The 12,310-nt window shown below is 43.4% G+C and carries 11 protein-coding genes; 4 read left to right on the forward strand and 7 right to left on the reverse strand.

All coding sequences use genetic code 11. The features are described 5' to 3' along the window. Window positions 1-47: 47 nt before the first annotated feature. Together nadK and GNIT_RS10415 are read left to right on the forward strand one after the other, a co-directional pair. Window positions 48-923, forward strand: a complete 876-nt coding sequence (gene nadK, locus GNIT_RS10410; protein ID WP_014109161.1) for an NAD(+) kinase — start codon at window positions 48-50, stop codon at window positions 921-923. Further along, window positions 923-2,110, forward strand: coding sequence for an anhydro-N-acetylmuramic acid kinase (locus GNIT_RS10415; RefSeq protein WP_014109162.1), 1,188 nt, complete (start codon window positions 923-925; stop codon window positions 2,108-2,110). The genes nadK and GNIT_RS10415 overlap by 1 nt, the downstream gene beginning before the upstream one ends. A gap of 219 nt (window positions 2,111-2,329) precedes the next feature. On the opposite strand, the gene GNIT_RS10420 is transcribed toward GNIT_RS10415, so the two are convergent. Genes GNIT_RS10420 through GNIT_RS10450 form a run of 7 tightly spaced genes read right to left on the reverse strand, consistent with a single transcriptional unit; the run spans window position 2,330 to window position 9,281 of the window. Then, window positions 2,330-3,379, reverse strand: coding sequence for an MFS transporter (locus tag GNIT_RS10420; protein ID WP_014109163.1), 1,050 nt, complete (start codon window positions 3,377-3,379; stop codon window positions 2,330-2,332). A 39-nt stretch (window positions 3,380-3,418) separates the two neighbouring features. Continuing rightward, window positions 3,419-3,835: a Na+/H+ antiporter subunit G gene (locus GNIT_RS10425; RefSeq protein ID WP_014109164.1), complete on the reverse strand. Its 417-nt coding sequence runs from the start codon at window positions 3,833-3,835 to the stop codon at window positions 3,419-3,421. 8 nt (window positions 3,836-3,843) lie between these two features. Further along, a complete protein-coding gene (locus GNIT_RS10430) occupies window positions 3,844-4,113 on the reverse strand; it encodes a K+/H+ antiporter subunit F (RefSeq protein ID WP_014109165.1) in 270 nt (89 codons plus the stop codon). Continuing rightward, window positions 4,107-4,607, reverse strand: coding sequence for a Na+/H+ antiporter subunit E (locus GNIT_RS10435; RefSeq protein WP_014109166.1), 501 nt, complete (start codon window positions 4,605-4,607; stop codon window positions 4,107-4,109). The genes GNIT_RS10430 and GNIT_RS10435 overlap by 7 nt, the downstream gene beginning before the upstream one ends. Then, a complete protein-coding gene (locus tag GNIT_RS10440) occupies window positions 4,604-6,130 on the reverse strand; it encodes a monovalent cation/H+ antiporter subunit D (protein ID WP_014109167.1) in 1,527 nt (508 codons plus the stop codon). Before GNIT_RS10440 ends, GNIT_RS10435 begins: the two co-directional genes overlap by 4 nt. Further along, window positions 6,127-6,492, reverse strand: a complete 366-nt coding sequence (locus GNIT_RS10445; protein WP_014109168.1) for a Na+/H+ antiporter subunit C — start codon at window positions 6,490-6,492, stop codon at window positions 6,127-6,129. Before GNIT_RS10445 ends, GNIT_RS10440 begins: the two co-directional genes overlap by 4 nt. Continuing rightward, window positions 6,492-9,281 (reverse strand): monovalent cation/H+ antiporter subunit A, encoded by a 2,790-nt coding sequence (locus GNIT_RS10450; protein ID WP_014109169.1) that lies wholly within the window; start codon window positions 9,279-9,281, stop codon window positions 6,492-6,494. The genes GNIT_RS10445 and GNIT_RS10450 overlap by 1 nt, the downstream gene beginning before the upstream one ends. Before the next feature lie 494 nt (window positions 9,282-9,775). Between GNIT_RS10450 and GNIT_RS10455 the strand changes: the two genes are divergently transcribed. Together GNIT_RS10455 and recN are read left to right on the forward strand one after the other, a co-directional pair. Continuing rightward, on the forward strand, window positions 9,776-10,450 hold the full coding sequence (locus GNIT_RS10455) for a hypothetical protein (RefSeq protein WP_014109170.1): 675 nt from the start codon (window positions 9,776-9,778) through the stop codon (window positions 10,448-10,450). A gap of 88 nt (window positions 10,451-10,538) precedes the next feature. Then, the gene (gene recN, locus GNIT_RS10460) at window positions 10,539-12,212 is read left to right on the forward strand and encodes a DNA repair protein RecN (protein WP_014109171.1); all 1,674 of its coding nucleotides are present in this window, start codon (window positions 10,539-10,541) and stop codon (window positions 12,210-12,212) included. Window positions 12,213-12,310 lie beyond the last annotated feature (98 nt).

Below are 12,310 nucleotides of genomic sequence, written 5' to 3' on the forward strand. Positions count from 1 at the left end.
CGTAAAAGTTAGGAAATATAAGAAAAACAATTATCAGAGAACAATTAATGGGTTATTCAACCGTTGGCTTGATTGGAAAAACAGACCATGAAGGCAGCCGGGTAAGTCTTAATGCACTTGTTACCGAACTAAAGCAAAGAAGCTGTACAATTCTGGTAGAAGCTCGCATAAAAGAAGAACTCGATGATCGTTCTTTAGAAGTCTGTGACCTAGAAACCATGGGCGAAAGGGCTGAGTTAGCAATAGTTGTAGGCGGCGACGGATATATGCTGGGCGCAGCGCGTGTACTTGCAAAATATGACACTGATGTTGTGGGTGTCAATCGTGGTAATTTAGGGTTTTTAACTGATATTAACCCGGAAGATATTAGCCGCCAAATAGGCCATATATTTGACGGGAACGTGCATCGTGAAGCACGATTCTTATTAGAAGCAAACGTATTTAGAAACGATGGACATCAAGATACCAACGCAGCGGTAAATGAAATAGTGCTGCATCATGGTAAAGTTGCTCACATGATGGAATTCGAGCTGTATATCGACAACCAGTTCGTTTTCAGTCAGCGTTCAGATGGGCTCATTATCGCCACGCCGACGGGTTCCACAGCGTATTCGCTATCCGGTGGTGGACCAATTCTGATGCCGAATTTGGACGCCCTCACCCTTGTTCCGATGTTTCCACATACGCTCAGCAGTCGACCTATTGTGGTAGATGCAAACAGTGAGATCACCTTAAAAATGTCAAATATTAATACTGACAATCTGCAAGTCAGTTGCGACAGCCACATCATGATGTCACTGATGCCCGGTGACGAAGTCAGAATTCGCAAAAATCCAAACAAACTCAACTTGGTTCACCCAGCAGACTACAACTATTTTAATGTACTGCGCACTAAGCTCAATTGGGGCAGTAAACTCTACTGATGCTGCAGCATATTGAAAAATTACACCGGATAGCAAGCGCTAGCGAACGTCTTATTGTTGGCCTGATGAGCGGTACTTCACTCGATGGTCTTGACATAGCCTTGTGCAAGATATCGGGCCACGGAACGTCGACGAACTTACGTTGTGAAAAGTTCACTACGGTAGATTATTCCGAGGCCTTGAAAACTGCAGTTCAGCACGTATTCGCACAACAAGTCGTATCCTTAGACGCGCTATGTTTGTTAAATGCTCAAATAGGTCAACTACATGGTGAAATGATCAACCAGACATTACTGGACTGGGGAGTAGCCAATGAAAGTGTCGATCTGATTGCAAGTCACGGACAAACTATCTATCACCGTCCGTCCTCTTTCCATAAAATGAAAAATCAACCCAATAGCACGCTACAAATTGGTGATGGCGACCATATAGCCGCGATAACGGGCATAACGACAGTCAGTGACTTTCGTCAAAAACACATTGCTCATGGCGGAGAAGGTGCACCGCTTGCAATGTACGGTGACTATTTACTTTTGCGCAGCGAAAAAGAACATAGAATACTGTTGAATATCGGCGGGATAGCCAATATTACCTACCTTCCCCGTAGCGCAACGTTTGATGAGGTGATATGTTCAGATATAGGCCCTGGCAACACTATCATGGACGCACTTGCTCGATTACACTGTGACTACGACTACGATAAAGACGCCAATATTGCTAAACAAGGAAGCATTAATAAAGTATTGCTAAAACGAATGCTGAAACAGTCCTTTATCAATTTGCCTTTGCCTAAAACCACTGGCCCTGAAACGTTCAACTTAGACTGGTTCAATGCGCAATTAAAAGCAATACATTTGGAAAACCTCAGCGTGCCAGATCAAATGGCTACGTTAAATGCCTTTACTGCTCACGCCATTGCTAACACACTCGAACAACTGCCAGAAATATCAACTGTATACGTTAGCGGTGGAGGCGCTCATAATCCTCTCTTACTAGACAATATATCTCACTTGCTTAAGAGACCGGTATTTTCGACCAATAAATTAGATGTAAACTCAGATGCGAAAGAAGCCATTTTGTTCGCTGTCCTCGCAAACGAATGTGTTGCTGGGGATGAACGCGCTTTCTTAAGTGACAATGCTAAGCAGCCCAATGTGAGTATGGGAAAACTGTCCTTCCCGTCATAAAAGCTTCAATTTACTCCCCAAATTTCAATCATTAATTACACTTTTGTGCAGGCACTACTGTTTCAAATTAATTTGGTTTATAGCAGATGTAATAATCGAGATAAAAATAACCGAGCTCTATTTAATTGCGCACCGCATCTAACTTCATTATGACAAAGATGCCAACAATAGCGACGAGTGCACCACACACGCCAAGCCAAGTAATACCTGTCGTTGAAATTACCGCCCCCCCCCCAAAACAGCACCAAAACCTTGACCAAAATAGACCATGGAACCATTTAACGCGAAAGCAATAGTTACCGCGGGACCTGCGGATTCGGCAAGTCGCGTCTGAATGACTGGCGATGTGGCGAACAAAGCTGCGGAACTTAACGCCATGGTGAGCATTAAAAAGGGTAAGGTTATCCACTTCATATCAAACAGCATACTTGCAGTGAACATAATTTGAGTTAGGCCAATAGTGGCGAACAGTATGAGCAACGACAGTTTCAAGCCTTTACGATTAAGTGCAGCCCCTAGCGGCAGCCCGAATAAGCTCCCCATCCCAATGGCAATTTGTACACCGCCAATACCAGCTCCTTCAAGTCCTGTAGACTGAGTGATGACGGGGCCGATAAACGCAACGGTTGCAAACGTAGAGAGGAAACCAAGTAAAGTTATGGACATAAGCTTTATGTTCTCACCTTTAAGTGCGGCTCTAAAACTCACTCCTTCGGTGGATGGACTGATAATGTTGTTGGGCGCTGCCAATGCGATAACAATAGAAGCAACCATTGCAATGGAACCTGCGAACCAAAAAGCTGAACGCCACCCAAAGAACTCCCCCAACATGCTGCCAACAGGCATCCCCACCATAAAAGCTAAAGTGTAACCTCCGAGCACCATAGCAATCGCATATGGACGTTTAATCTCGGGTACCATATTAACAGCAATGGATGTTGCTAAGGGTAATGTGAGGCCAGCAAAAAAACCGCAGATAAGCCGAATGATTGCAATCGAGGCGAGATCTACTGCAAGCGCCGAAATCAGGTTCATCAGCGTTAACAGTAACATAACTAATATGAGCAAGTATTTTCGGTCAAATCGAGAAAGTAGTCTGGCCAAAATAGGCCCACCTAAGCCGCAGGCTAACGCAAACACGGTTTGTAATTGACCCACTGCAGGAACACTTTCGCCAAGCTCAATGGAAATAGGTTCGATTAAACCTACAAAAACGAATGCACTAGTACCAAATGCGAAAGGTGCTAAGATTAAACTGAAAAGACGCATTGTTTGCTGCTAGCGCGAGGTTTATGCTTCGTTATCTTCTTATTTGTTATCAAGACTTTCAGTATCTGAGTTTTTATTATCATGCTTATTACTTTCATGCTCTGGCGGTAACTGCATCCTCGCAGTCTCAACAAGATGTTGATTTCGGGTACGCTCCATGACCTTGACGCGGTGATGCATCGCTACTTTCGCGAGAATATGCGCCGTCACCGGAGCTGTGATCACTAGAAACAGCGTAATTAACAGCTCGTTGATGCTCAGGCTCCCTCTTGTATGATACATGAATACCATTGAACCGATAAGGAAACAACCAAGCCCTAAGGTTGTCGCTTTCGTAGGAGCGTGTAACCGAACGTAAAAGTCCTGCAGGCGCAACAGCCCTATCGACCCCACGAGAACAAAGAGGCCGCCTAAAATTAGGAATGCAGATACAATTAGCTCTACTATAAAACTCATACTATCTCCTACTCAATGATGTCGCCACGCAGCAGATATTTTCCAAACGCAACGCTGCTGACAAATCCCAACATCGCAATTAACAAAGCTGCCTCAAAATACAATGGTGTTTGATTGTAAATACCGAACAGTAATATTAGGGCAATACTGTTTATGTACATAGTATCCAGAGCCAAAATACGGTCCACGATATGAGGTCCAATGATAAGGCGCCACAAGTTGAGCACGAGCGCAATACTCAGCATAACTGCGACCGCGACTATAGCGATATCTAGCATCCGAAAATCTCCTTAACGCGCGATTCGTAGCGCTGTTTAATCAAATCGATGACTTCTTGCTCGTCATCCGGCATGTCTAACACGTGCACATAAAGCCAATGTTGGTCTTTTGATACCTCGGCGCTCACAGTGCCGGGTGTCATGGTTACAGTGCTAGCGAGCACCGTAATGGGCAAGGCACCACTGAGGTCAAGTGGCACGGCAACTAAACCTGGTTTAATTTTGTGCATCGGCCCAACAACCAAAAAAGCAACCTCAAAATTGGCCACTACAATGTCTTTAAGAACAATAAATATGTAGGTTAATGCTTTCAAAGGTCGTTTCATTTTCGGCTGAGGAACTCGCAATGGCGCGCACAACCAAGGAATAATTATCGCGAGTGCAGTACCAAGAATAAAGTGGCCTAAACTCACCGTTGTATTCAACATAAGCCAAACAATTAATAGCATTATGCTGTGCAGGGGCATCGGAAATAAACGTGAAACCAAGCTCATTGTGCACCTCCCTCTAAATTCATCACCCTAATTAATGACTCAATATCGTGCAGTTGTGCTGCGGCACTGTTGGTATATTCAATAACGCTAGCGCCAAAGAGAGCTAGCAACGGTGAGGCGCCGAGCAATAAAAACGTTCCAAAAAGCTGCCATTTCGAAACGCCATCTGATTCAGCAACATCATGACTAGGCGTGGAGCGCCAAAACAGTGTTGTGCCAGCTCTTGATAACGCAATGATAGTAATTAAACTGGAAAGCAAAATTACTGACCACACCCATACTATTTGGTCTGAGCCCACGGCAGACTGTAAAACAACAAGTTTACCCAAGAAGCCTGAAAACGGCGGTAAACCGGCTACGGCCATCGCAGCTACGACAAACAATATACCTAATAGTGATTGCTGCTTTATTTTACGTGCGATAACGAAGTAATCGAGCGCTTTACCGCGCTGCTGACCCAACATATCGGCTATCAAGAACAAAGCGGCCGTCACCAGCGTACTGTGGATTAGGTAATATAAACCTGCAGCGGTGGCCTCTGGCGTTCTCAACGAGAATGCGATTAATAGTGTACCTACTGATACAATTACGAGATTAGCAGCAAGAGTTCGCAGATTAGGGCTTGCTAGCGCTCCTACTGTACCCACAACAATGGTAAGTATAGACAGCGGCCAAATCCATGGCTGCACCATATTAGCTAATTCACCTGCCTGCTCGCCAAAAATCACAGTATAAACACGAAATATGCAATACACACCGACCTTAGTCATTATGGCAAAAAGCGCTGCAACCGGCGCACTGGCGGCCGCATACGTTTTAGGCAGCCAAAAATGAAGCGGTAACATAGCAGCCTTCAAACCGAACACAACCAATAACAAAGAACCGCCGGCCTGAACAATAAGCTGATTGCTGGCCGATAACTGTCCGATGCGCAGAGACATATCTGCTATGTTGAGCGTTCCCGTAATGCCGTAAAGCGTGCCGAGTGCGAACAAAAACAAGCTCGAGCCTATTAAGTTCAAAATCACATAGTGTACATTTGCTGCTGTTTTTTGCTTCCCACCACCGTGAATAAGTAGAGTGTAGGATGCGATAAGCAGCACTTCAAAGAAAACAAAGAGATTAAACAAATCGTTGGTTACAAATGCGCCATATATACCCAGCAACTGAAACTGAATGAGCGGATGAAAGTATTTACCCTCTCGATCGGTTCCTGCAAAGGAATACAGGGTAACACCTAGTCCTAAAACAGCAGTCAACGTGACCAGCATTGCGGAAAGTTGATCCACGTATAAAATGATGCCAAAAGGCGGCTTCCAGTCGCCGACCGCATACATAATCGCGCCGTTTTGAACAACAGTTGCCATCAGAAAAATTGAGCAAACTATTTGTGCCAACATCAAACAAAGTGAGGCGACACGCCTAGATTGATATCTCTCAGGGCCGGCAAACGGCGGTAAGAGCATTAAAAGCCCACCAACTAATGGTATCAAAATAGGCAGGATTGCTAAATGAACCGTCATATTTTATCCTTCGTCGGTGTTACTAACTTATCAGCATCAGGCGGCTCTCTGCCGTCCACAAAGTCATTCCCTAGGTCAGCGCGAGCGCGCATAGCCAAAATAACGACAAATGCAATCATTGCGAAACCAATTACAATGGCCGTCAAGGTCAACGCTTGCGGAAGCGGGTCTGCATAGGAATCAGACATACCCAAAATAGCAGCCCCATCGAGATTCAGACGACCGCTTGAAAACAGAAATAGATTCACAGCATATGAAAGCAATGTTAAGCCAATCACGACAGAGAAAGTACGTCCGCGCAAACATAAAAACACGCCACAAAACGTTAATACACCGACACAAATTACGTATAAAGTTTCCATTATTCCTCCGAAGTCGGGCGATGAACAGAAGTGAGCTTGCCCAAGTTCGCCAATATGAGTAACGTAGCGCCTACCACAGTTAAGTAAACGCCCAAGTCAAATATCAAAGCGCTTGCAAGCTCAATTTCACCTATGAATGGGATATCAAAATAGTCGAACCAAGTTGTCATAAATGGCCGGTCGAAAAACCAACTGCCTATGCCCGTGAGAGTAGCGATGAGTACTCCTAAAGCGATTAGTATTTGATAGTCAACTTTTATACGAGGCTTGACCCAATCGACACCGTGCGCGATGTATTGCTGAATTAACGCAACAGAGGTAATTAAGCCAGCAATAAAACCGCCCCCCGGCATATTATGACCGCGCAGGAAGATATAAAAAGACACTAAGAGCGCAAGAGGCAACAGACTCTGTGAAATCATAGTTAAAATAGGAGGATGACGATCTTCCGACCACGGCAAACCATTTTCGTTTGCCGTCGGCATCGCCAAGCGAATACGTGCCAGTAATTTAAAAATACCGAGCGCTGCAATGCCCAAAACAAGAATTTCACCCAGCGTATCTAGCCCTCGAAAATCTACTAGAATAACGTTTACGGCGTTAGTGCCACCACCTCCTGTTTTACTATTTTCCAAGAAAAACTCGGAAATAGTATCCAAGGGCTGAGTAATGAAGGCATAGTTTATAGTGGCAACCAGACCGCCTAGAGCTGCCGCGATACTAACGTCTCTCACCACTCGCGAAGGTGCTGATTCAGAGGGTGTTTTTTGCGGTAAAAAATACAGCGCTAGCATTAGCAAAATCACTGTTACTACCTCTACAGCCAACTGCGTCAACGCTAGATCCGGTGCAGAAAAGCGAGCAAATGCGATAGACACAATAAGTCCAACTACCGACAGAGTGATAAGTGCAACCATACGTTTACGATGATATATAACAGTAGCTATGGCGCTTAAACACAAAATAATGGCCGCAATAATTTCTACGCCACCTACTGCTTGATCAGGAAAATGCGTTTTAGCTGTGTCGAGATTGATCAGCGGAAGTGCAGTAACCGCAATAGCAAAAAACAGCAGCGCAGCAATATAGCGCTGTAATGAACCATTCCCCAAGCCATCGTGTGCCCTAGTTGCATAGCCTACAAGAGTTTGGATTACGCCTTCAAAAACGCGTTTTTCATCTGATTCTTTGAATTGCGCTTGAAAACGATATAGGTGACTGCGATATGCATATACCAACAACCCACCACCAATAGCAACAGCACTCATTAGTAAAGGTAAGTTAAAGCCATGCCATATCGAAAGACTATAATCGGGAAGCTCACCTATTAAAACGGACGATGCCGCAGCATCCAATAAGCCACCAATGATGTAGTTAGGAAATATTCCCACCAATAAACACAACGCCACCAATATTTCGATAGGTATTTTCATATACCTTGGCGGCTCATGAGGCGTTTTCGGTAATCCTTTTGGTTCACCATTAAAAAATACATCGTGTATAAATCGCAAAGAGTAAGCAACAGCAAACACACTTGCTACTGTAGCTAATACCGGAGTCATCCAAGAAAGAAACCCTAAGGCAGACGAATGGAGTGTTTCAGCTAAGAACATTTCTTTAGATAAAAACCCATTAAACAGAGGTACGCCCGCCATTGATGCAGCCGCCACCATTGCAAGCGTCGCTGTGTAGGGCATAAAACGCCATAAACCACCGAGTTTACGCATATCTCGCGTACCTGATTCATGGTCAATAATTCCTGCGGCCATGAATAGCGATGCTTTAAATACAGCGTGATTCATAATATGAAATAGAGCTGCTACAGCAGCCAGTTTTGTGTCTAGCCCTAAAAGCAGGGTAATCAGGCCTAAGTGGCTTATAGTGGAATAAGCAAGCAGTCCTTTAAGATCATGCTTGAATAGGGCCGTGTAGGCACCTAAAAGTAAGGTTATCAATCCTGTCATACTGACAATCAAAAACCACATTTCAGTGCCCGATAGCACTGGATACATGCGTGCCAGCAAGAAAATCCCGGCTTTAACCATCGTGGCAGAATGCAAATAGGCACTAACCGGCGTTGGTGCTGCCATGGCGTGCGGGAGCCAGAAGTGAAATGGAAATTGAGCCGACTTAGTAAAAGCACCCAGCAATACCAAAATCAAGGCAACGGGATAAAGAGCGTGCTCTCTAATTAAATCGCCACTTGCGAGTATTGTGCTTAACTCATAACTGCCAACCATATCAGCTATAAGCAATAAGCCAGCGAGCAACGCAAGCCCGCCAGCGCCTGTCACTGTTAGCGCCATTCTCGCACCCTTGCGCGATTCAGACTTTGTAGACCAGAAACTAATCAGTAAGAAGGAACTAATGCTGGTAACTTCCCAAGCCATCCACATTTGCAGTACGTTGTTTGACAGCACGATGGATAACATGGCCGTCATGAACAAAATTAAGTAAGAGAAAAAACGCCCGACAGCTTCCTTTTCAGAAAGATAATAGCGCGCATACACAATGATCAGAATGCCTATACCGAGGATTAACAAAGCAAACATCAACGCAAGCCCATCAAGTCTCATCGACAAAGTCAGCCCGATAGAAGGTATCCATTCTAAATATTCGGTGACAATTTCACCTGCCAAGACAGCCGGAATTAAACTGACTATGTAAGCTAGGGCAATTGCAGGAGCCAGCATGGTGAAAATAGTATTGAGGGTGCGTCCAAATCGTTCGGTAACTAGCGGTATTACCACACCAATCAATAAAATTGCTGTTATCCAAAATAAGCTCATTGTTTCCTTATGCTCCAGTTTTTATCTACGCTTATTACGCTTTTCGTTAAAGTGCATACTGTAATGTGAAAAAGCGAATAAGATCCAGTATTTATTACAATTTTTAGATAGTAAGAGCTTTCATTAACTCACATTTTTTTGATGAAATTTTTCATATAACTTAAAAGCTTCCCGACATAATGAACAACAATTATGCAAAGCTTGAGAGTATACTGTAGTTCTGAAAATAAAACGCGGTTGTTTTACTTGCTGCTACTGTCAGTGTTTTCCGATGTTATCAGGCAATGACAACGTGTTCGAACCCTTTTTAAGAGCCAAGCTCAGCCAATGTCGCAAAATTCACGGCTAACTAAGCAAATCAGTGCCCAATGATAAATAATATGATTCACCGACCCAAATAAAATAGCCTTAAAGATATTGTGAAGAAACCACTTCTGAATTTATTGCGTAATAATAATTTTACTCGAGTGTTAAGTTATAAGGCCTTTATGTAGATGAAATTAATAAGCGCAATTAAACCTATCATTAATTGGATAAGCCGTAGTGAAAAAAATACGCAACTTGCACCTGTTCAAGAGATCACAACTTCTATTTGGCGCGACACTGGGCAAGTGTATTATTTCCTCAATACACTCAAACTTTCATACGAAAGTGACTATGGTTCAGTTAGCTTTGAAAATCTAAACTTAGATTCTTTAACTTCCCTTTTGAGTGAATTACGTAATACCCAACAACCTCATCTGAAACAGAAAGTCACTGCGGGTCAAACCTTTGCATTTAATATCAGCTTATGCGGAGTAACATGGGAGGAAAACGCTGATAGCATTCGCGTAAAAGCAATAGCAGAAGCGGCAATGTTGCGAGCTGTAAACAGCGACTTTACGCGCTCTCAAGCGGTATTTAAGCATGAATCTTTTCTGGAACATAACGATATACTGAACGCACCCTCTATTTCGAATAACGGCGGAATATATACTTACTCAAATATATCAATTGAACAATTTGTTGAGCAGCTTGAGCATGCCAATTCAACTATCTCAAATAACCTTAAGCGTCGAATAAATGTGCAGCCTGAAAACTTTAAACAGCTTTTCTCTGAACATGAAAAAACCGCCTTAGATAATCTCCTTGGTCCATCCGAGAATATGAAGGAGAAACCCAAAAGCTAAACAATTCGATACTAGTAATAAACTGATCTTTACACTGCACAAAACACTGTATATATTACCAGTGTCTAAATTTTTCGGTGATCTTAGAATGCTTGCACATATTTCTGTTAAAAACTTTGCTGTTGTAAAACAAATTGCTGTCGATGTCGCTGAAGGCTTAACCGCCATTACTGGCGAAACAGGCGCGGGGAAATCAATTGCCATTGATGCATTAAGCTTATGCCTCGGCGACCGTGCCGATGCTGCATCGGTAAGAAAAGGTGCAGAAAAAGCAGAAATTGTAGTGCATTTCGATATCAAAAAAGTACCACTCGCAAAAGCCTGGTTGGAAGAGAATGAGCTACTTCAGGAAGACAATCCTAACGAATGTTTTATTCGAAGGCTCGTTAGCAACGAGGGCCGCTCAAAGGCTTTTATAAACGGCGTCGCTGTATCCCTAAACCAGCTCAAATCACTGGGCCAGTATTTGGTCAGCATTCATGGTCAAAACGCGCATTATCAACTCTTGAAACCTGATAATCAGCGCAAATTGCTCGATAGTTTCGCAGCACATAAGCCGCTCTTAAATGAAGTCGCTGTTACCTACGATGCACTAAAAGAAAAACAGCAGCTATTGAAGCAGCTGCAAGCAGCCCAAAAGCAGAGAACCGATCGTAAGAACTTACTAGAATATCAAGTTCAAGAATTAGATGACTATAGCATTGGCGAAGACGAATTCTCACAGCTGGAACTTGAGCACAAACGCTTAAGTAATAGCCAAACTTTATTAGAGCAAGCTCAAATTAGCTTTTATCAACTATATGAAGGTGAAGAATTTAATGCACTGTCCGCCATTCAAAGCAGTGTAGATAACTTATCTGAATTGCAGGAACACGATCCTACGCTAGGTCCTATAGTAGACATGCTCAATGAAGCTGCGATTCAAATTGAAGAAGCGTCGCAGGAAATTCGCCAATATTGTGATCACTTAGAAATAGATCCAATGAAACTTCAGCAAGTTGAGCAACGCTACTCAGAGGCTATGGAGCTTGCTAGAAAGCATCACGTTAAACCAGAAGGTTTGTACGCTATGCACATGCAGTTAGCAGAAGAATATGCGGGATTACTTAAAGACGAAGGTAATTTGTCCGCATTAACGAAAGAATGCGAAAAAAACAAAGAAGATTACGAAAAAGCCGCTCGTAAGCTACATGCGTCCAGAACCCAAAGTGCAAAGGGTCTAGCAAGTAAAATTGAATCTCATGTGAAAGACATGAACATGCAGCACGCAAAGATATTCATTGACGTTGACTACAATGAAGCATCTGCACCTAGTGCTCATGGTAAAGACGAGGTTCTAATTAAAGTGACAACCAACCCTGGTCAGCCCGCAGATGCATTAGATAAAGTAGTCTCTGGCGGTGAGCTCTCGAGAATTGGTTTAGCAATACAAGTGATCACATCGAGTGGCAACCAGGTTCCTACCATGATATTTGACGAAGTAGATACCGGCATTAGTGGACCAACGGCATCCATCGTGGGTCGTTTGTTACGAAAACTGGGCGAAGTATCTCAAGTTGTTTGCGTCACGCACTTGCCTCAAGTAGCTGCGCATGGTCACAATCAGGTATTCGTGACTAAACTAACTGATGGCGATACCACAGAGACCAAAATGCTAAGGTTGACCGAAAACGAACGCGTAAATGAGATTGCACGTCTGCTTGCTGGTGATAAATTAACCGATACTGCTATCGCAAATGCAAAAGACCTTTTAAAACTGTAAATAAGAACTAATTAAAAGTTGAATGGTCTCATATTAGTGGGTAGCATCTGTGTCCGTAAATGTTGGCATCTGCCTTACAATATTAAGTACTACTAATT

Source organism: Glaciecola nitratireducens FR1064 (assembly GCF_000226565.1).
Taxonomy (GTDB): domain Bacteria; phylum Pseudomonadota; class Gammaproteobacteria; order Enterobacterales; family Alteromonadaceae; genus Glaciecola; species Glaciecola nitratireducens.

Bases quoted from the DNA above. Each gene is read 5' to 3' on its own strand.
- recN (WP_014109171.1), top strand. From the start codon at position 10,539: ATGCTTGCACATATTTCTGTTAAAAACTTTGCTGTTGTAAAACAAATT.
- GNIT_RS10425 (WP_014109164.1), bottom strand. From the start codon at position 3,835: ATGAGTTTTATAGTAGAGCTAATTGTATCTGCATTCCTAATTTTAGGC.
- GNIT_RS10420 (WP_014109163.1), bottom strand. From the start codon at position 3,379: ATGCGTCTTTTCAGTTTAATCTTAGCACCTTTCGCATTTGGTACTAGT.
- GNIT_RS10445 (WP_014109168.1), bottom strand. From the start codon at position 6,492: ATGGAAACTTTATACGTAATTTGTGTCGGTGTATTAACGTTTTGTGGC.
- GNIT_RS10440 (WP_014109167.1), bottom strand. From the start codon at position 6,130: ATGACGGTTCATTTAGCAATCCTGCCTATTTTGATACCATTAGTTGGT.
- GNIT_RS10450 (WP_014109169.1), bottom strand. From the start codon at position 9,281: ATGAGCTTATTTTGGATAACAGCAATTTTATTGATTGGTGTGGTAATA.
- nadK (WP_014109161.1), top strand. From the start codon at position 48: ATGGGTTATTCAACCGTTGGCTTGATTGGAAAAACAGACCATGAAGGC.
- GNIT_RS10455 (WP_014109170.1), top strand. From the start codon at position 9,776: ATGAAATTAATAAGCGCAATTAAACCTATCATTAATTGGATAAGCCGT.
- GNIT_RS10430 (WP_014109165.1), bottom strand. From the start codon at position 4,113: ATGCTAGATATCGCTATAGTCGCGGTCGCAGTTATGCTGAGTATTGCG.
- GNIT_RS10415 (WP_014109162.1), top strand. From the start codon at position 923: ATGCTGCAGCATATTGAAAAATTACACCGGATAGCAAGCGCTAGCGAA.
- GNIT_RS10435 (WP_014109166.1), bottom strand. From the start codon at position 4,607: ATGAGCTTGGTTTCACGTTTATTTCCGATGCCCCTGCACAGCATAATG.